The organism is Nitrospirillum iridis, from assembly GCF_014205765.1.
Taxonomy (GTDB): domain Bacteria; phylum Pseudomonadota; class Alphaproteobacteria; order Azospirillales; family Azospirillaceae; genus Nitrospirillum; species Nitrospirillum iridis.
Genome location: NZ_JACIIZ010000020.1, coordinates 1 through 22,255, shown reverse-complemented (window position 1 = coordinate 22,255; position 22,255 = coordinate 1). Strand labels below are relative to the sequence as shown.

Annotated in this window: 15 protein-coding genes and 1 tRNA gene; 8 read left to right on the top strand and 8 right to left on the bottom strand. The window is 67.6% G+C overall.

Annotated elements, in window-relative coordinates; genetic code table 11:
• Window positions 1-140 precede the first annotated feature (140 nt).
• The 7 genes from FHS74_RS26610 to FHS74_RS26580 form a co-directional block, all read right to left on the bottom strand.
• Complete coding sequence (locus tag FHS74_RS26610) at window positions 141-1,433, bottom strand: adenylosuccinate synthase (protein WP_184807295.1); 1,293 nt, start codon at window positions 1,431-1,433, stop codon at window positions 141-143.
• A 90-nt stretch (window positions 1,434-1,523) separates the two neighbouring features.
• Entirely contained in the window at window positions 1,524-2,675 is a 1,152-nt protein-coding gene (locus tag FHS74_RS26605) for an ATP phosphoribosyltransferase regulatory subunit (protein WP_184807294.1), read from the bottom strand.
• A 194-nt stretch (window positions 2,676-2,869) separates the two neighbouring features.
• On the bottom strand, window positions 2,870-4,093 hold the full coding sequence (locus tag FHS74_RS26600) for an alkaline phosphatase family protein (protein ID WP_184807293.1): 1,224 nt from the start codon (window positions 4,091-4,093) through the stop codon (window positions 2,870-2,872).
• Between the two features lie 126 nt (window positions 4,094-4,219).
• Complete coding sequence (locus tag FHS74_RS26595) at window positions 4,220-5,641, bottom strand: homospermidine synthase (RefSeq protein WP_184807292.1); 1,422 nt, start codon at window positions 5,639-5,641, stop codon at window positions 4,220-4,222.
• A 116-nt stretch (window positions 5,642-5,757) separates the two neighbouring features.
• Window positions 5,758-7,110 carry a type III PLP-dependent enzyme gene (locus FHS74_RS26590; protein WP_184807291.1) on the bottom strand — a complete coding sequence of 451 codons (1,353 nt, stop codon included), beginning with the start codon at window positions 7,108-7,110 and terminating at the stop codon, window positions 5,758-5,760.
• Window positions 7,111-7,655: 545 nt separating this feature from the next.
• Entirely contained in the window at window positions 7,656-8,672 is a 1,017-nt protein-coding gene (locus tag FHS74_RS26585; RefSeq protein WP_184807290.1) for an MraY family glycosyltransferase, read from the bottom strand.
• A 75-nt stretch (window positions 8,673-8,747) separates the two neighbouring features.
• Complete coding sequence (locus FHS74_RS26580; RefSeq protein WP_184807289.1) at window positions 8,748-9,251, bottom strand: lipocalin-like domain-containing protein; 504 nt, start codon at window positions 9,249-9,251, stop codon at window positions 8,748-8,750.
• A gap of 87 nt (window positions 9,252-9,338) precedes the next feature.
• On the opposite strand from FHS74_RS26580, the gene FHS74_RS26575 reads away from it, so the two are divergent.
• Window positions 9,339-9,941, top strand: a complete 603-nt coding sequence (locus FHS74_RS26575) for a CGNR zinc finger domain-containing protein (protein WP_184807288.1) — start codon at window positions 9,339-9,341, stop codon at window positions 9,939-9,941.
• An 808-nt stretch (window positions 9,942-10,749) separates the two neighbouring features.
• On the opposite strand, the gene FHS74_RS26570 is transcribed toward FHS74_RS26575, so the two are convergent.
• Window positions 10,750-12,564, bottom strand: a complete 1,815-nt coding sequence (locus FHS74_RS26570) for a PHA/PHB synthase family protein (RefSeq protein WP_184807362.1) — start codon at window positions 12,562-12,564, stop codon at window positions 10,750-10,752.
• 896 nt (window positions 12,565-13,460) lie between these two features.
• Here FHS74_RS26570 and FHS74_RS26565 point away from each other — a divergent pair.
• The 7 genes from FHS74_RS26565 (at window position 13,461) to FHS74_RS26535 (ending at window position 22,154) form a co-directional block, all read left to right on the top strand.
• Entirely contained in the window at window positions 13,461-14,186 is a 726-nt protein-coding gene (locus FHS74_RS26565; protein ID WP_184807287.1) for a hypothetical protein, read from the top strand.
• A gap of 204 nt (window positions 14,187-14,390) precedes the next feature.
• Window positions 14,391-15,611 carry an LL-diaminopimelate aminotransferase gene (locus FHS74_RS26560; protein WP_184807286.1) on the top strand — a complete coding sequence of 407 codons (1,221 nt, stop codon included), beginning with the start codon at window positions 14,391-14,393 and terminating at the stop codon, window positions 15,609-15,611.
• 50 nt (window positions 15,612-15,661) lie between these two features.
• Window positions 15,662-16,957 carry a homoserine dehydrogenase gene (locus tag FHS74_RS26555; protein ID WP_184807285.1) on the top strand — a complete coding sequence of 432 codons (1,296 nt, stop codon included), beginning with the start codon at window positions 15,662-15,664 and terminating at the stop codon, window positions 16,955-16,957.
• A 121-nt stretch (window positions 16,958-17,078) separates the two neighbouring features.
• Window positions 17,079-18,050: a class II fructose-bisphosphatase gene (gene glpX, locus FHS74_RS26550; RefSeq protein ID WP_184807361.1), complete on the top strand. Its 972-nt coding sequence runs from the start codon at window positions 17,079-17,081 to the stop codon at window positions 18,048-18,050.
• Window positions 18,040-19,899: a single-stranded-DNA-specific exonuclease RecJ gene (recJ, locus tag FHS74_RS26545; RefSeq protein WP_184807284.1), complete on the top strand. Its 1,860-nt coding sequence runs from the start codon at window positions 18,040-18,042 to the stop codon at window positions 19,897-19,899. The genes glpX and recJ overlap by 11 nt, the downstream gene beginning before the upstream one ends.
• Before the next feature lie 543 nt (window positions 19,900-20,442).
• Window positions 20,443-21,954, top strand: a complete 1,512-nt coding sequence (locus tag FHS74_RS26540) for a hypothetical protein (RefSeq protein ID WP_184807283.1) — start codon at window positions 20,443-20,445, stop codon at window positions 21,952-21,954.
• Window positions 21,955-22,078: 124 nt separating this feature from the next.
• Window positions 22,079-22,154, top strand: a tRNA-Glu gene (locus FHS74_RS26535).
• The last annotated feature ends 101 nt before the right edge of the window (window positions 22,155-22,255 follow it).

The following is a 22,255-nucleotide window of genomic DNA, read 5'->3' as shown; positions in this document are numbered from 1 at the left end:
TTATCATTGGTGCAAAAGCCGCCGGCGTGACTTTCACGCCGACGGTAGCCCGCGACTGCGGGCGCCGGAGCGAGCACCGCAGGGCGGAGCGAGGATAGCCAAGGGGCGGATGCCCCGCCGGCGCCTGAGGCGAACGAAAACTACCCCTGGAAAGGATCCCGCATCAGGATGGTGTCGTCGCGCTCGGGGCTGGTGGACAGCAGGGTCACCGGCGCCTCGATCAGTTCCTCGATGCGGCGGATGTACTTGATGGCCGTGGCCGGTAGATCGGCCCAGGACCGGGCGCCGTAGGTGCTCTGGGTCCAGCCCTCGAAGGTCTCGTAGATCGGCTCCACCTCGGCCTGGGCCGTCTGGCTGGCCGGCAGATGGTGGATGATCTCGCCCTTGTAGCGATATCCCGTGCAGACCTTCAGGTCGCCGATGCCGTCCAGCACGTCCAGTTTGGTCAGCGCGATGCCGTTGATGCCGCCCACCTTCACCGCCTGGCGCACCAGCACGGCGTCGAACCAGCCGCAGCGGCGCTTGCGGCCGGTGACCACGCCGAATTCCTTGCCGCGCGCGCCGATCAGCTCACCGACATCGTCGGTCAGTTCGGTGGGGAAGGGGCCGGAACCGACGCGGGTGGTGTAGGCCTTGGTGATGCCCAGCACGTAGCCCACGGAACCGGGACCCATGCCGCTGCCGGCGGCGGCGTTGCCGGAAACGGTGTTGGACGAGGTCACGAAGGGGTAGGTGCCGTGGTCCACGTCCAGCATGGCGCCCTGGGCGCCTTCGAACAGGATGCGCTTGCCCTGGGCGCGGGCCTCTTCCAGGCGCTGCCAGACGACGGCGCTGTAGGGCAGGATGCGGGGCGCGATCTCGCGCAGCTGGGCCAGCAGCTCGGCGCGGTCGATCTCCGGCGCGTTCAGGCCGCGCAGCAGGGCGTTGTGGTGGAACAGCAGCTGGTCGACCTTGTGCTCCAGCACCGCCTCGTCGGCCAGGTCGCACAGGCGGATGGCGCGGCGGGCCACCTTGTCCTCATAGGCCGGGCCGATGCCGCGGCCGGTGGTGCCGATCTTGCCGGCGCCCTTGGCCTCTTCCCGCGCCTTGTCCACCGCGCTGTGCAGCGGCAGGATCAGGGTGGCGTTCTCGGCAACGATCAGGCTCTCCGGGGTGATGGACACGCCCTGGCCGGCGATGTTGTCGATCTCGCGCAGCAGGGCCCAGGGGTCGACCACCACGCCGTTGCCGATGACCGACAGCTTGCCGGGGCGCACCACGCCCGAGGGCAGCAGCGACAGCTTGTAGACCACGCCGTTGATGACCAGCGTGTGGCCGGCATTGTGGCCGCCCTGGAAACGGACGACGACGTCGGCGCGGCTGGACAGCCAGTCGACGATCTTGCCCTTGCCTTCGTCACCCCATTGCGAGCCGACGACCGCGACATTGGCCATGATGGTTCTCCCTCTCTAGACGGCGCTCAATTCCAGGCACGAGGGCGGCGTGGCCGGCCCTCGCGGCGATTGTTCAAATCAAATGTACGCTCAGACCTCGACGGTCCAGCCATCCCGCAGCAGATGGGTGCAGCCCAGGCGCTTGGCCTCGGCCCCCTCGTCCTCCAGCGGCTCCAGCGCCGCCACCGTTTCCCAGCCCTTCTCGCGCAGGCGCTGGGCCTGTGCTGCCGGCGTGCCATGGGGCACCAGCAGGCGGCGGGCCGGGGCCGGGCCGGGCACGGCCTCGATGACCGTGTCGGTGAACAGGGTGAAGCCGGTGGCGGGTTCACCCGCGTCGGTGCGATAGCGGCCGCCGCGCCCGATCTCACCGCGCACGCCGCGGGCGAACAGGGTGAAGCTGACGCCGGTCTGGTATTCGAAGCCGCGCTGTTCCACGGGATCGATGGTGATCTGCACATGCGGGGCGGCGCTGACGATCAGCGCCACCACCGTGGCCAGGCGCCGGCGCTCCGGCTCCGCTTCCGCCGGCAGGTCGATGGCGGCCAGGGCCTCCGCCGCGGCGGGCGCGTTGCCGCAGCAGGCCATGACCCGGCCCAGCAGGTCGGCGGCGGGCCCGCCGATGGCGGCCAGCCCGGCGGCGTCGCGGTGGTCCAGCGCCTCGCGCGCGGCGCGCTGTGTGGTCTCATCCAGGCCCAGCGAGCGGAACAGCGCCGGCACCAGGGTGGGCACGGCGAGGTCGACGGTCAGTCCTTCGGCCCCCAGGTTGGTCAGGGCCTCGGTCGCCAGCAGCACGATCTCGGCGTCCGCCTCGGCGCGCAGGCTGCCGATCAATTCCACGCCCACCTGGCCGAACTGGCGCTCGTGGCGCAGCTGCGAGCCCTTCACGCGCAGCACCTGCCCGGCATAGGACAGGCGCAGGGGGCGGGGGGCTTTTCCTAAGCGGGTCTGGGCGATGCGGCCGATCTGTGGCGTCATGTCGGCGCGCAGGCCCATCATGCGCTGGGACACCGGGTCCATCAGGCGGAAGGTCTGCTGCGCCAGCTTGGCGCCGGGGCCGGCCAGCAGGCCTTCCTCGAATTCGATCAGCGGCGGCTTGACCCGGTCATACCCATGGCGGGCGAAATCCGCCATCAGCTGTTCCACGATGCGGGCCTCATGCTGGGCGGCAGGCGGCAAAAGATCGCGCAAGCCGGCCGGCAGCAGGGCCTTGGCCGCAATGGCCTCGTCGGCGCTGTCAGTCATAATGCAGAAGGGTCCCGGGCGTCGTAAGGGCGACAGTGCCCGTTACGGGTCTTTAATCGCAGGCAGGCGCGGGCGCAATTGTTTAAGCCCCGCGCAGGCCGGGGAGGGGATATGTTTCTTTACGTCCTCACACGCCGGGTTCACGCGCCGGGCGCAATCCCGGGTGGGGCGTTCTCGATTTCCGGGATGTTCTGCTACCCGGAAATCGGTGGCGGCGTGAAGCCGTTGGACGCCGCCGGCCGGCGGAGCGTGGTGGGAAGGTCGGTGCGGGCGGTGTCGCCAATGGCCGCCAGGAAGGTGTTCACCGTGTCCAGCCGCTTGTTGCCATTGGGCCAGTTGAGGCCGTACAGGGCCAGCACCGTCGCGGCGATGGAGCTATGTTCATACTGCGTCGAATCCGCTACCGCTTGGACGTAGGGGGAGATCAGCAGGGCCGGGACGCGCGGGCCTAAGCGGTTGAAGGTGAAGGGCGGTGGCTGGTAACCGTAGTCGGCTGGTGCCGACGTATCCCAATTCCGGCCATCGGGATTGGGCACGCCCGTTGGCGTCGGCACCGAGTCATACAGGCCGCCGTGCTCATCGTAGGTGACGATCAGCAGGGTGTTCTGCCAATAGCCGCTGGCGGCCAGCGCCTCATAGATGGTGGCGATGACGCATTCGCCATAGCGCACGTCATCCGGGGAATGCTGGGAGTTTTGCCACAGGCTGGGCGTCAGGAAGCTATAGGTCGGCAGCGTCCCGTCCGTCAGGTGGGACTGGAAGGTGGTGAAGCCGGGATCGCAATAGGTCCAGTCTATATGCGCCTGCACGTCGTTCAGCAGCAGTTCGGGTGCGAAGTCGGCATCCTCATGATAGACGCCCCAGGTCAAACCGGCTTCCGCCAGCACCCCGAAGATCGAGGGCAGGGCGGACATTTCCGCCGGGAAACTGCCAACCTCATAGGCGGGCCCCGCATATCCGGCCGAACTGGCGCAATTGGCGAAGATGCGGTTGGGGCCGGTGGGACCGGGAACGGAGCAGAACCAGCGGGTGCAGACGGTGTAGGTCTGGGCCAGCGTGCTGATCACCGGCAGCTGATCGGAGGAATAGCAGCCCATCAGCACTGCGGGATCGCCGTCCGGCTGGTCGATGCCGCTCATATAGTCCAGGACGAACCCTGACATTGTGGGCGTGGCGTCGGCATCGGGGTCGCTGGTACCGAACACCTGGATGTTGATGTTGACCAGCTGATGCTGCGGACAGGGATTGGTGCGGTAATCCGCCCCTTCCGTGACGGCGTAGCCGTTGCCGGCCCAGTCCTGGTTCGTCTGTGTGCCGTCCAGCTCGCCTATGCTGGGCAGCCAGCCCAGCATGTGGTCGAAGGAGTGGTTTTCCATCATCAGGACGATGACGTTCTGGATGACGCTGTTCGACGACATGGCCGCTGACCTCACCGGGAAGGGCTGATACCCAGTGATATCAGCCAGTCGGCGTGCCCGCACCATCTTGAAAGTTGTATTTCGTGCAGACTGTCATCGCACGCCGGGTGCCCCGCCGGCGGTGGATCAGCTGACCCGCACGTTCTTGAATTGCCAGGCGTCGTCGCGGTCCAGATCCTCGGGGAACAGGGCCTCGCGGCCGTCCAGCGGGGTCCAGTCGGTATAGACGCCGACCACAGGCCCCAGATAGGGCGTGGCGATTTCCATGACCCGCTCGAACGAGACCTCATCGGCCTCGACGGTGCCCTGGGTGGGGTTCTCCAGCGCCCAGACCATGCCGCCCAGGACGGTGGCGCAGACCTGCAGGCTGGTGGCGTTGTTGTAGGGCACCAGCTCGCGCGCCTCGGCCACGGTCAGCTGCGAGCCGTACCAGTAGGCGCCCTTCTCATGGCCGCACAGCAGCACGCCCAGCTCGTCGATGCCGTCGACGATCTCACTCATCAGCAGGCGCTGCCGCTCCTGCTGCACATAGCCCTTGCCCACGAATTCGTGGATGGAGGTGATGGCGTCGTCGCAGGGGTGATAGGCGTAGTGGCAGGTCGGGCGGTAGGCCACGCCGCCATCCTCGTTCCGCGCCGTGAAATAGTCGGCGATGGAGATGGCCTCGTTGTGCGTCACCAGGAAGCCGTGGAAGGGCCCCTCCATCGGTGTCCAGGTGCGCACCTTGGTGCTGATGCCAGGGCGGTTCAGGAAGATGGCGGCGTCGCTGCCGAACTCATGGCGCTGGCCGTCCACGGGGAAGTGGCGCTCATGCGTGCCCCAGCCCAGTTCCGCCGGCTGGCAGCCTTCGCTGACGAAGCCGTCGATGGACCAGGTGTTGACGAACTCGCCGCGCTCACGCGGGCGGTCGGCCACCTGGGTGTCGCGCTCCGCCACGTGCACCGTCTTGATCCCCAGGCGCTGGGCCAGGCGGGCCCAGCCGTCGCGCGTGGTCGGCGCGGCCACGTCCAGGCCGTTGTCCTGGGCGATGTTCAGCAGCGCCTGCTTCATGAAATGCGACACCAGACCCGGGTTGGCGCCATGGGTCAGCACGGCGGTGGGGCCGCCGGGGTAGCGGGACTTCAGCTCCATCGCCGCCTCGCGCAAGGCGTAGTTGCTGCGCAGCGAGGGCGACAGGCTGGCGTCGGTGTAGCCGCCGGCCCAGGGTTCGATGCAGGTGTCGAGGTAAAGGGCGCCGGTCACCTGGCACAGTTCCACCAACGCCAGGGAGGAGACGTCGACCGACAAGTTCAGGACGAAGTCGCCCCGCCGCAGCAGGGGCACCAGGATGTCGCGGTGGTTGTCGCGGGTCAGGGGGCGGATCTGGAAATCCACCTGATAGTGCGCGGCCTCATCACGGCCGCGCGCGTCGGCCGTGATGATGGTGATGCGGTCGGCGGTGATGTCCAGGTGGCGCAGGATCAGGGGCAGCATGCCCTGACCTATACTGCCGAAACCGATGATAAAGAGTCGCCCGGGAATGGCGGCATGCTTGATGGAATGGGACATGATTAACTCTCCGGGCTTTACCAACGGTTGACCGACCGTCTGTTGCTGTCGCGAATTCGCCGACGTCCCTTCACGGGCGCCGGCCCCTCTGTTGAATTAAGAGCGCCGTGTTTGCCTCAAGCGATGCGGCGACGCAATATGCCGTATCGCGAATTCCGCCGAAGCGGCTGAGATACCAGGTCCGCCGTCGCCACCAGCGGGGCGTCGCGGACCTCCACCAGGCGGGCCTGGTCGAAGCCGTTGAAGGCCGTGCGCAAGGCGGCGCCGTAGGCGCCCAGCTGACCGATCTCGATCCAGTCGCCCTCGCGGATGTCGGCCGGCAGCAGGAACGGACCCTTCATGTAGTCCGCGCTGTCGCAGGTGGGGCCCCAGAAGGCGAACTCCCGCAACTCCTCGGCGTCCGACCGGCGAATCAGGCGCACCGGGAAGCGCATGCCCAGGGCGCCGGCGTCGGCCAGGCTGCCATAGGCGCCGTCATTGATGAACAGCTCCGACCCGCGGCGGCTTTCCACCTGCACCACGACCGAGGCGCCGGTGGCGACCAGGGCGCGGCCCGGCTCGCACCACACTTGGACGTTGGGGGCCAGGTCCATGGCCTTCAGCCCATCGCGGATGGCGGCCATGTAGTGGGACAGCGGCGGCGGGTCCATGTCCGGGTAGCGGGCGGGGAAACCGCCGCCCACGTCGACCACATCGATGGCCACACCGGCGGCCTTGACCACCTGGTCGGCGATGGCCAGCGCACGGGTGTAGGCCTGCGGGTCCATGCACTGCGAACCGACGTGGAAGCAGACACCGATACGCATCGCCAGCGGACGGGCGGCGCGCAGCAGGGCCACCGCGTCCTCGAACGCCGCGCCGAACTTGGCCGACAGGTCATAAGCGGCCTGGCCCTTGGGCATGGCGAGACGAATCACCAGGCCCAGATCGGCGGCAACGGGGTCCAGGCGGGCATCCACGCCGTCGCTGCCACCGGGCACGCCGGCCGCGACCACCTCGACGATCTTGGCCAGTTCATCGGCCGAATCGAGCGAGAAGTCGCGCACCGCTTGCTCGAAGTAGGCCGCGCGGATGGCCGCGCGGTTCTTCACCGGGTGCATGTAGTGGACACCGGCCGCCGGATACATCTGGCGGGCCAGACGGATTTCGGCCGGGGAGGCGCAATCGAAATGGCGCAGGCCGCCGTCCGTCAGGGCGCGCAGCATGGTGGGGTCGGGGTTGCACTTCACCGCGTACATCACGGCGCCACGGCTGCCATCGCCCAGCGCCTGCTCCACCGCGTCGTGGAAGGCGGCGATGAAATCGCGGGCGTTGTTGGCCACCTGGCGCGGACGCAGGCAATGCATGGGTTCCGCCGGGGCCAGGCTGGCCACCAGGCTGTCGACCGTGGGCGTGACGGCGGGCCGGGAAACGGACTGCGCGCGGACGCGGCGCAGGGGGGAGACGGCGGAACGGAAACGATAGGCCATGGCAGTACCCCTACCCGGTCATCCGTCGCTCTCGGCGTACGGGGAAACCGGCTTCATTCGGCTGATCCAGAGACTGCGCGGGGAAATGGGGCGTGCTCCTGTCGGACACGGGCCCATTTTCTGGAGGCTGCAGTCGGGGGAGCGGGGAATGATCTGGTCCAGCGTCGTGATTGCCGGGTCATCAGGTCGTCTTCTTGCGACCTTAAGACCTCAAAGCGTCAACAGACGCGCCGGGACCAGAGGGGGCTTACCGCTTCAAGGCCCGTTTCAAGGTGGAAAGCATGATGTTGGTTCCCTCTCAAGGCCCGGCCAAACGTCGATCGGCCGGATCTGCTTAAAAAGGACGCCTAACGTCGTTGCTTAACCATCCTTAAGGTCGGGGTCATCATCGGATGACCGGACCCAGGGGCCAGGGGCACGTGCGGGTGCGTCGCGAGCTATCTATTTAGGGGATTTGCCGCGCTATGCAAACTTAAATTTTTGAAGGGCCGCATCCCGCTCGCGTCAGGGCTGGATCCGGAACCCATCAAGGGATGCGCAACGCTTCAGGAGGCGGTGCCGCCGTCCGGGTTTGCCTTCGCCTTGCCCTGGGCCATCCAGGCCAGCAAGGCGATGACGGTCACAGGCGCCGCCACCACCCAGCTGGGGTCGGTGAAGGCCAGGATGGCGGTGGCGGCCAGGGCGGCGTTGGCCGCCAGGATGGCCAGCGCCACAAGGTCGTGCCGGCCCAGGCGGCGCACCGCCTGCTGATAGAAATGCTGACGGTGCGCCTGCCACACCGGCTCCCGTCGCCACAGGCGACGGGCCAGGGTGACGGTGGCGTCCGTCAGGTAGTACAGCGGCAGGATCAGGGCCGGCAGCCACAGGCCGTCGCCCGCCGCGCGCAGCAACAGCCAGCCGGACAGGAAGCCCAGGGGCACGCTGCCGACATCGCCCAGGAACACCCGGGCCGGATGCCAGTTCCAGGCGATGAAGCCCAGCGCCACCCCGGCCAGGGCCAGGGCATAGGAACTCATGAAGCCCATCAGGCCGGCGGCGAAATAGGCGGCGGCCAGCCCCAGGCCCAGGCACAGCGTCTCAACGGCGCTGATGCCGTCGATGCCGTCCATGAAATTGAACAGGTTGACGAACCACACCCATGCCAGGCCGGCGACGAACCGGTCCAGCCAATGCGGCAGCCAGCCCTGGAACACCAGCGCCTCGCTGGGCAGGGCCGACAGTCCCACCGCCACGGCCAGCACCTGCGCCAGCAGCCGCCAGCCGGGCGGCACACTGGCCAGATCGTCGGCCCAGGAAACGGTGGCCAGGGCCAGGGCCGCGACCACCACCGGCCACAGCGTATCCATATCCCCCGCCAGCAGGCCGGTCACCACCCAGGCGCCCAGCAGCGCCGGCACCACGCCCAGCCCGCCGCCGCGCGGCGTGGGGGCGACATGGCTGGACCGCTCATTGGGCCGGTCCAGCACCTGGCGGCGCTTCAGCCACCAGGTGGCGGCGCCCGTCAGGCCCAGGGCCAGCAGGAAGGGCAGGAACAGGCAGAGGAAGGGGGTGAGGATGGACATGGGCGTCTCTTGTAAGCCACCGGGGGTGGCTTCACAAGGCCGGGCGCGGTTGACGTTCCGTCATGCGGCCAGCGGTCACGGCGCCTTGCGCCACACCGAATAGGCCACCGTGCCGTCGCCCGAGGCGCTGGCCGGCACGCCATAGCTCAGCAGCCCGCCGTCATAGGTGTAATCGCGCACCTGGCGCTTGCCCTCCCAATTGGGGAATGACGCCGCCTGCACGTCGAACACCAGCTGGTGATGCATCCGGTCGATCTGGACGGTGCCGAAGTGGGTGCTGGAGCCCAGGACGGCCTGCCGGTACTCCTCCGCCGAGCCCTGGGCCTTCACGCCGCTGGCGAAGGCGGGCCGGCCCACCCGGAAGATCTGCATGTTGTAGCGCCCGGCCGAATCGACGGTCAGCAGGCCCAGCGGATGCTCGCCATAGTTGGTCGTGCGGCTGCCGTCGGCATGGATCTCGTACGCCGCGTCCATGACCCAGGTGCCCTCCAGCGAGGTTAGGTCGGCAGCCCGGGTGGCGGTGGACGTGCCTAGGGCCGCCAGTACGGCCAGGGCAGATAGCCTCTTGTCGAAACGCATGGTCGTTCCCTCTCTCATGTAACCAGTTAATCAGGTTTCAGTGGGGCGATGGTTGCTCGCACCCATGAAACCTGTCAATACGGTTACATGCGACAGGACGACCATTTCCGTGCCCCACCGCTGGCGGAGGAACGCGACGGGTTCCGCTTCCGGGGCGGCTGCCCGGCCATCGATCTACCGGCCACCTTGCAGGCGCGGCTGAAGCCAGCACCACGCGAACTGCTGGCGGCGCCGGAGGATGTGCGGCGCTGGATGGTGGCGGCTGGCCTGACCGACAGGGCACCGCCTGCGGACGAGGGGGATTTGGCGTTGGCCCGGCGCCTGCGCGAGGCCATTTACGATCTGGCCGTCCATCGGCATGGCGGCAGCGGCCCGCCCGGCGGCAGCGTCGATTCGGCGCTGGATGTCCTGAACCAGGTGGCTGCCCTGCCAGCGGCGACACCCGCCCTTTCCCAGGCGGGGGGAGTGCGCCTCTCGGGCCCCATGACGGCCTTCATTGCAACGGTGGCGCGCGACGCGGTGCATCTGTTCGGCAGCGGGGCACCCATCAGGCAATGCCAGTCGCCCACCTGCACCCTGTTCTTCGTCGACACGTCCCGCGCCGGCGACCGCCGCTGGTGCTCCATGAAAGGGTGCGGCACCAAGGCCAAGGTGGCGGAGTTCCGGCGACGCCAGCGCGAGGGGGGATGAGCGTTCGCTGAAGCCTGAGCCTGGATAGGCCTGTTCACCTTCAACGAACACGCCTTTCACGGTGTCAAAGGGAGGGAAATCGTCGCTATGGGCTGCAAGGATGTGGGCGGCTTCAATGACGGCACAATCCAGTTGCCTAAGATGGACGCCATTGGTTGGGAGCGGTGAGTCCAGCACATCCAGGCCCATGCTCAACGTTCCGTAGGCAGTCTTCAGGACGTCCACGCCGGCTTCAGTGGTCAAGTCCAGGCAGTGCCCAAGGTCGATGACCGTTCCGACAACCGCGGGATGCTTCTTGGACTTCTTCCGTCTTAGCGCTTCTTTGGCGAAGGCGAGGCCACGCTTGGGGTTGGCTTCCCAAAAATAGATACCGTGACCCAGCCAATCGTAGTCATTCTCGGATTGTTTGAAAGGCGCGCCCGCCAATAGGGCCTTGGCCACTGCCTTGGGGCAGCCATGATAGCCCAGCACAAATCCGTAGCTGAGCTTATGCACTTACGATTTGTAGGGCTCTGAAAGCTTTCCGTCCTCATCCACAATCCCGGCGCGTTGCAGGAAATCGAGAGCTTGTCGACGGGCGGCTTCAGGGTCCTTGGAGTAAGAAGGTGCCGCCCGGGATAATGCCTGCAAAAAGCCCACGTCCCCCAGTCTAAGAGGGGCCTGCGCGGCGGATGCTGTGGCGGGTTTCGGCATGATCCTAATGATCTAAGGTCGTAAAGAATTCGTTCAATATCATTCCGGGCAGTTGGCGCTGTCCGGTGGACACCGACACAGGGATTTTCCGTCCCCATGTCGGCGCCCCGTCAGATCACTCCACCACCCGCACCTTCACGTATGAGCCCGGCGCATCCTCGATGGCCTTTAGGGCGCCGTCGCCGGGTGTACGCGCCGGGACCTTGGGGCCGGCGTACGGCTTCAGCCAGTCGGCGTAGACCGGCCACCAACTGCCCGGCACCTGGGTGGTGCCCGCCAGCCAGTCGTCGGGCGAGGCCGGCAGCGTGTCGTTGAGGAAGTGGCTGTACTTGTTGGCCGCCGGCGGGTTGACGACGCCGGCGATGTGGCCGGAGGCCGCCAGCACGAACTTGACCGGCCCGCCATACAGCTGGGTGGCGGCGTAGGTGCTTTTCCACGGGGCGATGTGGTCCTCGCGGGTGGACAGCATGAAGGTCGGCGTCTTGATCGACCGTAGGTCGATGGGCACGCCCTTCAGGGTGATGCCGCCCGGCCGCACCAGCAGGTTCTTCTGGTACATGTTGCGCAGATAGAAGCTGTGCATGGCCGGCGGCATGCGGGTGCTGTCGGAATTCCAGTACAGCAGGTCGAAGGGGAAGGGGTCCTTGCCCAGCAGGTAGTTGTTGACGACGAAGGACCAGATCAGGTCGTTCGAGCGCAGCATGTTGAAGGTGGTGGCCATGGACTGGCCGTCCAGGTAACCCCGGCTTTTCATGCGGGTTTCCAGCGCGCCCAGCTGTTCCTCGTCGATGAACACCGACAGTTCGCCCACGTCGGTGAAGTCGGTCAGGGTCACCAGGTACATGGCGCTTTTGATGCGGTCGTCTTTCTTGGCCGCCATGTAGGCCAGCGTGCCCGACAGCAGGGTGCCGCCGATGCAATAGCCGATGGCGTTGACCCCATCCTCGCCGGTGGCCCGCTTGATGGCGTCCAGCGCCGCCAGCGGGCCGTCGGTCATGTAATCGTCGAAGTCCTTGCCGGCCAGCTTCTCATCGGGATTGACCCAGGAGATGACGAAGACGGTGTGCCCCTGTTCCACCAGCCAGCGGATCAGGGAATTGGCCGGCTTCAGGTCCAGGATGTAGAACTTGTTGATCCAGGGCGGGATGATCAGCAGGGGCGTCTTGTGCACGCTTTCCGTTGTCGGCGCGTACTGGATCAGCTGCATCAGGTCGTTCTGGAACACCACCTTGCCGGGGGTGACGGCGATGTTGCGCCCGACCTCGAACGCCGAATAGTCGGTCATGGAAATGGCCAGCTGGCCGCGGCCCCGCTCCAGGTCGCCCAGCAGATTCTCCAGTCCCTTCACCAGATTGTCGCCGCCCGTCTCCAGCGTGACGCGCAGCACCTCGGGATTGGTCAGGGGGAAATTGGAGGGCGACAGGGCGTCCACGAACTGCCGGGTGAAGAAGTCCAGCTTCTTGGCCGTCTTGCCCTCCAGCCCTTCCACCCCGCGCACGGCGGACTGCACGTATTTGGCGGTCAGCAGGTAGGACTGCTTGATGAAGTCGAAGACGGCGCTTTCATCCCAGGACTTGTCCCTGAAGCGCTTGTCCTCCTTGGACGGGCTGATGACCGGCTGGGCCTCCTCGCCCATCAGCCGCTGGGCCGTGCGCTGCCACAGGGACATGTAGTCCTGCCATAGGCCCAACTGCGCCTCGAACAGGCGGTTGGGGTCGGCCATCAGCCGGGCGGTCATCTCCAGGAAGGCGCCGCCCAGGTTGAAGGGGTCGAGGTTGGGCATGGATGCCGGCAGGGTGCTGAAGGGGGCGGCGATCGACATGGGGTCGGAGGCCGCCGTGCCCTCCGCCGGCGTCTGCGCCTGCCGACCGACGAAATCGGCCACCAGCCGCTGCGCCTGCTCCGCGATGCGGTTCATGGCCAGGGTCATTTCGACGGGATCGGGCAGGCGGATGTCGCCGTCCCGGGCCGCATCCTTGGTTGCGGCCCCCTTGATCGCGGCTCCTGCGGTCGCGGTTGCGGCGGATGGGGCCTTGGTCGCGGCGGCGCCATTTTGGGAGTCGGTGGCCTTGGCCTTTTCGACCGGTGCCGCCGCTTTCGGGGCCGGCGGGACGAAGGGCGGCGGCTTGGGGGCCTCCGCCACCATGGGGGCGGCCACCGGTGCTGGAACGGGGGCGGCCGGCATGCGCACTGTGGGTGGCAGGGGCGAAGCCTTGCGTCGCGGGGCCTTGGCGGCCGCTACGGCGGCGGCAGTGGCCTTGGCCGGCTTTTTCGCCGGCGCGGGCGCGGCCTTGGCCTTTTCCGCCGTCACCCCCGCCACCGGTACGGGCGCCAGGGGTTCCTGGCTCAGGTTCTTGTGCGCCTTCAGGTGCGGCGCCCCCGGTACCGGCGGGGCGATGGGCTTGGCCCGCGCCACCTTGGGCGCGGTCGCCGTCGCCGACATGGCCTTGACTGGCGTGGCCTTGACCGGCGCGGCTTTGGCAGGTTCTGCCTTCACGGGCGTCTTGGTGGCCGCCTTCACGGGGGCCTTGGCGGCCGCCTTGGCCGGGGGGGTGGGCTGGGGCGCTGTATTGGAAACGCGGGGGGACCGGGTACGCTTGGGCGGGGTGTCGGCCATGCTTTCTTGCTTCCTTCGCCTCGATTACCAGGGGAACCGTACTCGTTGAATGGGCTGCCGCACGAGATGTTCCGTGGGGCCGATGCCCAATAAATATCAATAAAGTGGGGCACCCGGCCCCCGGCCGGCCGTTTCGCCGCCGTAAGAAGGCTGGGTTAAGGCAGGTCACGGCGCTTGCGGCCCGTGGGGATTTCATACACGATCCGGCCATGATTTTCACCGACGCTGACGCACGGCCCACGGGTGTAAGCACCCAAGACGGTCGCCCCAACCGATCCCACCTGGCTGCTGGGCCCGCTGCGGGCGGCCTGCGCGCGCTCGCGGGGCGCGGGCTGCTGGCGTTGGCCTTGGTCGGGGCGGTGCTGGGCCTGGGGGGGTGTGCCAGCCAACTGGTGCCGCAGGCCATGTTCCATGATGGCCCTGAGGACCCCGAACCCCTGGCCAACGACGCCAGTTCCAAGGCGCTGCTGTTGGGCGAACGGCCCGTGCGCCGCGTGGGGCCGGCGCCGGACGTCTGGCCCAACCTCGCCTCCGTGCCCGAGCGGCCGAAGGATGTGCCCGATCCCGCCACCCGGCAGAAGGACATGGACAGCCTGCTGGCCGACCGGCAGGCGGCCGGCGCTGTCGCCACCGATCTCGGCAAATATCAGAACTCGGCCGACCAGCAGGCGGTGCAACGCGCCTCCTCGTCCAACGCTCTGTTCGGCGGTACGTCCGGCGCCGCATCGGCGGACAAGGCGGCCGCCCCCAGCCAGAGCAAGATGCCGGTGGTACCCAGCGCCCCCCCCGCCGTGCCGGGCCGCGTGCCCGAGGCCGTGCCCGCCGCCCCCGTCGCCGGCCCCCAGGCCAAGGCTGGCATCCCCACCAAGGGTGCCCCCGCTAGCCAGGCTGGTGCCTCCGCCGCCGACGGTACCAGCCAGACCCCCCAGAACTGATCCTGCGCCCCCTGGCTTTCACCGGTCCGGGACTCGGGATCGGGGCGGAAAATTAGGCCGGCGCGGGCGATCTTGTAAGCAAATGTCTTGAAACGGGATGCCCGCCCTGTGGAAATTGCTGTCGCCCGGCGGTTGCCGGGACGATAAAACCCGATTGGCGATCCCATGCCCCCCATCCAACCCCAAATCGGTACAGACCGTCCCATGAGCGAAGAGTTCCACCGCATTAAGCGTTTGCCGCCCTATGTGTTCGCCGAAGTGAACGCGATGAAGGCGCGAGCTCGCGCGGCCGGTGAGGACATCATCGACCTCGGCATGGGCAACCCCGACCAGCCCACCCCGCCCCACATCGTGGAAAAGCTGGTGGAGGCCGTGCGTAATCCCAAGACGCACCGCTATTCCATGTCGCGCGGCATTCCCGGGCTGCGCAAGGCCATCTCCGCCTACTACAAGCGCCGATTCGACGTCGACATCGACCCGGAGACGGAGGCCTGCGTCACCATCGGCTCCAAGGAGGGGCTGGCCAACCTCGCCCAGGCCATCACCAGCCCGGGCGACGTCATCCTGGTGCCGAACCCGTCCTACCCCATCCATCCCTTCGGCTTCATGCTGGCCGGGGCGGCGCTGCGCCACATCCCGGTGGTGGATGGCCTGGACAATTTCGTGGAGACGCTGGAACGCGCCATCCGCCATTCCGTGCCCAAGCCCATCGCCGTCATCGTCAGCTTCCCGGCCAACCCGACGACGCAGACGGTGACGCTGGATTTCTACCGCCCGATCGTGGAGCTGTGCCTGAAGCACGGCATCTACATCCTGTCGGACATCGCCTACGCGGAGATCTACTTCGACGGCAACCCGCCGCCGTCCATCCTGCAGATCCCCGAGGCGCGCGACATCACGGTGGAATTCAACAGCCTGAGCAAGACCTACAACATGCCGGGCTGGCGCGTGGGCTTCGGCGTCGGCTCCAAGAAGCTCATCGGCGCGCTGGCCAAGTTCAAGTCGTACGTCGACTATGGCGCCTTCACCCCCATCCAGGTGGCGGCCACGGCGGCCCTGAACGGCCCGCAGGACTGCGTGGAGGAAATCCGCCAGATGTACAAGGCGCGGCGCGACGCCCTGATCGACGGCCTGGCCGCCGCCGGGTGGGAAGTGCCGCCGCCGTCGGCCACCATGTTCGTCTGGGCCCGCATACCGGAGCCGTTCCGCGCCCTGGGGTCGCTGGAATTCTCCAAGCTGCTGCTGCAGGAGGCGCAGGTCGCCGTCTCCCCCGGCATCGGCTTTGGCGAATACGGTGATGAGCATGTGCGCTTCGGCCTGGTGGAAAACGTGCAACGCATCCGCCAGGCCTGCCGTAACATCCGGGGCTTCCTGCACCGGACGGGCAATGGCGGGGCGGAAGCGTCCGCCAAGAAAGTGATCTGAGGTCCTTGAGCATGGTTGCGGACAGCATTACGCCTGACAGGGGGGAAAGCATGGGTACGGCACCGCTGCGTGTGGGCATCGCGGGCCTGGGCACCGTTGGTGCCGGGGTCCTGAAGGTGCTGGCCACCCAGGCCGAACTCCTGGCCCGCCGTTGCGGCAGGCCGCTGGTGGTGACCGCCGTCAGCGCCCGCGACCGTGGCCGCGACCGCGGCGTCGACCTCTCCTCGGTGCGGTGGCACGACAACGCCGTCGATCTGGCGGCGGACGACCAGGTCGATGTGGTGGTGGAACTGATCGGCGGTTCGGACGGCATCGCCGCCCGGACCGTCGAGACGGCGCTGGCCAATGCCAAGCACGTCGTCACCGCCAACAAGGCGCTGCTGGCCCATCATGGCACGGCGCTGGCCCACCAGGCCGAGGCCCAGGGCCTGACCCTGGCGTTCGAGGCGGCGGTGGCGGGCGGCATCCCCGTCATCAAGGGCCTGCGCGAAGGGTTGGCCGCCAATCAGGTGCGCGAGGTGCACGGCATCCTGAACGGCACCTGCAACTACATCCTGACGGAGATGCGGACCACCGGCCGCGACTTCGCCGAGGTGCTGGCCGAGGCTCAGGCCAAGGGCTATGCCGAGGCCGACCCCAGCTTCGACATCGACGGCGTCGACGCCGCCCACAAGCTGGCCATCCTCACCTCCGTCGCTTTCGGCACGCGGGTCGATTTCGCCAATGTGCATGTGGAGGGCATCCGCCACATCTCGGCGCTGGACATCGATTACGCCGGCCAGCTGGGCTATCGCATCAAGCTGTTGGGCATCGCCCGGCGCACGCCGAACGGCATCGAACAGCGGGTCAATCCCTGCATGGTGCCGGTGGGGTCGCTCATCGCCGCCACCGACGGCGTGTTCAACGCCGTGGTCGCCGACGGTGATTTCGCCGACAAGGTGGCCCTGGTCGGGCGCGGTGCCGGGGCCGGTCCCACAGCGTCCGCCGTGGTGGCCGATCTGGTGGATATCGCCATCGGTCGCCGCACCCCGACCTTCGGCGTGCCCGCCGGCCAACTGCTCCCCCTGACACCTGCCCCCTTGTCGGCGCGGCGCGGACGGTATTATGTGCGCCTGATGGTGGTCGACCGTCCGGGCGTCATCGCCGACGTCGCCGCGGCCCTGCGTGATCAGAGCGTCTCCATGGAGTCGTTCCTGCAGCGGGGCCGGGCGCCGGGTGAGGCTGTTCCGGTGGTATTGACCACCCACGACACGGAAGAAGTGGCCATGCTGCGCGCGCTGACCGTCATTGGCGGTCTTGGTGCCGTTCAGGAACCGCCACGGATGATCCGTATCGAGGATTATTGACACACCACCGTCACGGATCCCCGGCGTATAATAACGGGGCCGACGAAACAGACTCGGGGTAAGACTAATGAGCAAGGCCATTGAAGCGCCCACCGATCCAAAGGGCGACATCAGCCTGGTGATGGACCGCAACCTGGCGCTGGAAGCGGTGCGCGTGACCGAGGCCGCGGCCCTGTCGGCGTCGCTGCTGATGGGCCGTGGTGACGAGAAGGCCGCCGACCAGGCCGCCGTGGACGCCATGCGCAAGGCGCTGAACAGCCTGGCCATCGATGGCACCGTGGTGATCGGTGAGGGTGAGCGCGACGAGGCGCCCATGCTCTACATCGGTGAGAAGGTGGGCTCCGGCAACGGTCCCAAGATCGACATCGCGCTCGATCCGCTGGAAGGCACCACCATCACCGCCACCGGTGGCCCCAACGCCCTGGCGGTGATCGCCATGGCGGAGTCGGGCGGCTTCCTGAACGCGCCCGATGTCTACATGGACAAGATCGCCGTCGGGGCCGGCCTGCCGGAAGGGGTGATCGACATTGATGAGAAGATCGAGACCAACCTGAAGAACCTGGCGCTGGCCAAGCACGCCGACGTGTCGGAACTGGTGGTCTGCATCCTGGATCGCCCCCGCCATCGCGAACTGATCGCCCGTGTGCGCGCCGCCGGCGCCCGCATCATGCTGATCGGCGACGGTGACGTCTCCGGCGTCATCTCCACCTCCCAGCCTGACAGTGGCATCGACATGTATGTCGGTTCCGGTGGCGCGCCGGAAGGCGTGCTGGCCGCCGCCGCGCTCCGCTGCATCGGTGGCCAGATGCAGGGCCGCCTGCTGTTCCGCAACGATGATGAACGCGCCCGCGCCAAGCGCTGGGGCGTCACCGACCTGGACCGCAAGTACGAACTGACGGATCTGGCCAGCGGCAACGTCATGTTCGCCGCCACGGGTGTCACCACCGGCACCATGCTGCGGGGCGTGCGCCGCTATCCGGGCGGTGCCTACACCCATTCCGTGATCATGCGGTCGAAGAGCGGCACCGTGCGCTATGTCGAGGCGCACCACAATCTCCGCACCAAGACCAAATTCATTCCGGATGCAGAATAACGTACCGTTCGTGGGCTCGCCGGCGGGGGATGCCCCCGGTGGCGAGCCCCGCTCCCTTTTGGGTGTTTCCCGCTCGGCCACCGGCCGCCGCTGGCTGGCCCGCCCGCATGACGAGCGGCTGGCCCTGGCCCACGCCCAGCGTGGCGGCCTGCCGGAATTGGTGGGGCGGGTTTTGGCGGCGCGGGGTGTCGGGCTGGACCAAGCCGAGGATTTCCTGGCCCCCACCCTGAAACGCTTCCTGCCCGATCCCCACGCTCTGCTGGACATGCGGACCGCGGCGGAGCGTCTGGCCGATGCCGTGCGGCGGGGGCGGCGTTTGGCCGTCTTTGGCGACTATGACGTCGACGGCGCCACCTCATCGGCCTTGCTGGTCCGCTTTTTCCGCTGGGTCGGCGCCGATATCCAGGCCTACATCCCCGACCGTATCAGCGAAGGTTATGGCCCCAACGCCCCGGCGCTGCTGCGCCTGCGCGAGGCGGGGGTGGATCTGGTTGTGACCGTCGACTGCGGCGTCACCTCATTCGAACCCCTGGCCGCCGCCGCCCAGGCGGGGCTGGAGGTCATCGTCGTCGATCATCACAAGGCGGAACCGGCCCTGCCCACGGCCACCGCCGTGGTGAACCCCAATCGCCTGGATGAGACCATGACCGACCGCCTGGGCACCCTGGCGGCGGTGGGGGTCAGCTTCCTGTTGGTGGTGGCGGTCAACCGGGCCCTGCGTGCCGCCGGTTGGTATGGCGCCGGCCGGCCCGAACCGGATCTGATGGCCTGGCTGGATCTGGTGGCCCTGGGCACGGTCTGTGACGTCGTGCCCCTGGTGGGCCTGAACCGCGCCTTGGTGGCCCAGGGACTTAAGGTCATGGGCCGGCGCGACAACCCGGGAATCGCCGCCCTGGCCGACGTGGCCGGCGTCAATGAGCGCATGGACGCCTACCATGCCGGCTACATCCTCGGTCCCCGCGTCAACGCCGGCGGCCGGGTGGGGCGCGCCGACCTCGGCACCCGGCTGCTGTCCACCGACGACCCGGTGGAGGCGCGCGATCTGGCCGATCAGCTTCACACGCTGAACGCCGAGCGCCGGGCCATCGAGGCCCTGGTGCTCGAAGAGGCCATCGCCATGGTGGAGGCGACGGCCGCTTCTCCCGGAGCCGTCGCCCCTGGTGTCGGCTCGCTGCTGGTGGCGGGGGCCGGCTGGCACCCGGGTGTCATCGGCATCGTCGCCTCCCGCCTCAAGGACCGCTACGGTGTGCCGGCCTGCGTCGTGGCGCTGGATGGGGGCGTCGGCAAGGCGTCCGGACGGTCGGTGCGGGGCGTCGATCTGGGCTCTGCCGTCATCGCCGCGCGGCAGGCGGGGCTGCTGGTGGCCGGCGGCGGGCATGCCATGGCGGCGGGCTTCACCGTGGCCGAGGATCGGCTGCCCGAGTTGCGGGCCTTCATGGCCGAGCGTATCGCCCAGCAATTGGCGGGGCAGGGGCCGCTGGTCCCCACCCTGCACCTGGATGGTGTGGTCAGCGTGCGCGGCGCGTCCACCGATCTCCTCGCCCACATGACCCGCTTGGGCCCCTTCGGTACCGGCAACTCCGAACCGCGCCTGGCCGTGGCGGACGCGCGCATCGTGCGGGCGGACGTGGTGGGGGGAAACCATGTGCGCTGCATCCTGTCCTCGCCCGATGGTGCCCGCCTGAAGGCCATCGCCTTCCGCGCCATGGATGAGGATTTGGGGCCGGCGCTGCTGAACCATGGTGGCCGGCCCCTGCATCTGGCCGGTACCTTGCGCGCCGATCGCTGGAACGGGGCGGAGGGGGTGCAGCTGATGATCGATGACGCGGCCGTTCCGGGCGGCGGCTGACGCCGTCCCGGCGATGCTGTCGTCACCAGAGGTGGGGCGCCCGGCGATTCCCTGAAATCCTCTTGCCACGCATGCGACCCGCTATAGCCGGCGGCGTTTAGTCGAAACCCCCGGCTATAGATTTGAAACGGTTCGCGGGAACCTTCACGCGCAAAGTCTATTCCATCTCGGCGCGATCCGCTGATACTCCGCACCGGGGACGTGTTTATCTATCCATTACCGATAGATGGCAAATTATTAACCGGTTTATTGAGGTATTCTGACAATAGCGGGGTCTGTCATTGTTAATTTCCGCTTGGCCGGAACCGTTCCGTCACCAGGCGATCATTTTGCGAATCCGGGCGGGTCTGGATTGACAGCGGCACTGCATTAAACGATCCTTGGGCCCCAATCACCGTTTGTCCCCCCCGTTATTCGCGTTGGGATGGTCGGGGACGGATGGCCTACATAAAAACCATAGGGCCGATCATTACGACGCAGGAAGGTTCCAAGGCTCCACCCGCGCAGCCGAACAGGGTGCCCAGGGCGGATGAGGGGGTAGTGATGTCGGGACAGCCTGGAGCGAAGCGCGCGGCCGCAGCCGCGCCGCAGGCGGCGGGCGACGCCGCGGCACCGGAATCCACCCTCAGCCGGCTGGAATCCCATTTCCGGACCTTGGATGAGGGCTCGCTGGTCCGTGTCGCCGCCGCCGTCGAAAAGGCGCGCGCGACTGAAACCGGGGCGGCATCGGACGAACAAATCCTGACCTGCCTGCGCCCCATGTTGCGCAGTCTGCGCCCGGTGCGGGTGCCGACCTTCCAGCGGGCGTTGTGCGTCTGCCTTGAGCCTTATCTGATCGATGCCGATGTCCTGGGTGGCGTTCGCCGGGCGGTGGTGGCCCGGTCCAGTCTGGCGCCCTGGTGGCGCCTGCTGATGGGCTCTCCTTACCGGCCCCGGTTGGCCGCGGCCACCGCCGAATACCGCAACGCGGTGGCCTCCGAACGGCAGGACGAGATCGATGCCGTCATCCAGTTCGGGCGCAGCGTCGCGGCGGAGGCGACGACCACCTTGCTGGCCGAAGCCGCCCAGTCGGTCGTCCGCAAGCGGGAAGTGGCGGTGCTATTGGGCAGTGAGCGGGCGTTCGATGACGCGGCGGAGATCGCGCGCATCCTGGGTCTCGACCCGCTGCTGACCCCGTGGTTCGACCAAATCCGCGCCGTGTGTCCGCGCACGGCCGATGGCCGGGTGCACGACTTCACCCCCCAGGGTACCGTCATCGCCAAGAATGGCTACATGCATTTGCATGCGGCGGATAGCGAGGTGGTGGACTACTACTTCCATGGACTCCTGCGCCTGCTGGCCCAGCCCTGGCAGTCGCTGCGCCTGGTGCGGCTGTTGTCGGCGGACCTGCTGCGCGCCGGCGCTGATAGCGCCGGCCTGCAGATGATACCGGCCAAGCTGTTCGGGGACCTCACCCGCACCCTGGCGGAAATCGGCCGCACGGCCACGGGTGACAGGGGCATGACCCGGCGGGTGTGGCTCATGACCTGCGCTCGCCTTGTCTCCGACGCCGGCGCCATGGTGCAGGGCATGGCGGAGGAGGTGAAGGAATTCGGCAACGCCGGGTGGGAGACCATGATGGTCGAGGCCAGGCAGAAGGTGGCCCAGGCCGCTGACACGTTCGCCAGCGTGGCGGTGCGCGACGCCGGCCTGGTGCTGCCCCAGCGTGAGATGCGGGAAAAGCTGGAGGTCCGGTTGGTGCCCGACATGACCCACAGCCCCTCGGATGAGGAGGTGGCGGTGGCGCAGGCCGCGGCGACGCTATTCACCGCCTGCCGCAAGGTGGCCGAAAAGGAGGGTTTCGACCGGTCCATCCGCGCCAAGGAGGCGGACCTTGAGGCCACCTTCCATACCGCGATCACCTTCCGGTTCGAATATCTGCGCGCCCGCGGCAAGAACAAGGCCGTGTCCGCGCAGTTGCAGGCGCTGGAGAAGGTCCTGCGCTCCATGCCCAAGACGGAAGCCCTGCTGGACCTGATCTTGAAGGCGGAGCGCGCGATCGAACGCTTCCGCTAACACCCGGTTTTCCCGCCCGATCCGGCCGCGCGGCTAGGCAGACCCCCTATGCGCGAAAACCGGTGGGCGGGGCTTTTTATCCGCTTGCCTTCTCGGGGACGGATCATTATCTATCCGCCTCGCCGTCCCCTTCGTCTAGAGGCCTAGGACACCGCCCTTTCACGGCGGCGACACGGGTTCGAATCCCGTAGGGGACGCCAAATTTGGCTAGAGCATCGCACCAGAAGTCGGAATCAGAGGATTCCCATTGAAGGTCGAATGTGATTCCCCTTTGTCGGAGGTGGATCATGGGCAAGTCATA